This window comes from Halorubrum sp. SP3 (assembly GCF_005435195.1).
Classification (GTDB): domain Archaea; phylum Halobacteriota; class Halobacteria; order Halobacteriales; family Haloferacaceae; genus Halorubrum; species Halorubrum sodomense.
Map to the genome: position 1 here is coordinate 1 of NZ_SGTU01000238.1, position 615 is coordinate 615.

The window sequence follows — 615 nt, forward strand, 5'->3', positions numbered from 1 at the left end:
GGAACGCTTGATGTCACAAAGACGTCTTCGACGCCTGTAGCACCGGAAGACGGTGTGAAAGATGGTCTCGAAAATACGCGTGAGAAAACCGGGGTTCGATTCGATGACGTCGATTTCTTCGCGCACGGCACGACGGTCGCAACGAACGCTGTACTGGAGGAAGACTGGGCGGACACAGCGTTAGTCACGACCGACGGGTTCCGCGACGTGCTCGAAATCGGGCGGCAGGCGCGTCCCGACATCTACGATTTCCAGACGGAGAAACCGGCGACCGTAGTTCCGAGAAACCATCGCTACGAGATTCCTGAGCGGTTGGACGAGCGAGGTGACGTTACGACACCGCTCGATGAAGGGGTCGTTCGTGACATCGCAGCGCAACTCGTGGACGCCGATATTTCGAGCGTTGCGATTAGCCTCCTCTTTTCGTACGAGAACGCCTCGCATGAGCGTCGTATCAAAGAGATTCTAGAGGCAGAGGGGGTTGACGCGTCCTTCTCGCTGTCGAGTGAGGTGCTACCAGAGATCCGCGAGTACGAGCGGACGCTAACAACGGCACTCAACGCGGCGCTAAAACCGGTTATGGACCGGTATCTCGGTAATCTCGAACGCGAGATT

1 protein-coding gene is annotated in these 615 nt (G+C 57.2%); it reads left to right on the top strand.

Annotation, left to right across the window (positions count from 1 at the left end; all coding sequences use genetic code 11):
• Positions 1-615 (top strand): hydantoinase/oxoprolinase N-terminal domain-containing protein (locus EXE42_RS16395; RefSeq protein ID WP_275938239.1); only part of this gene is annotated, 615 nt, incomplete at both ends.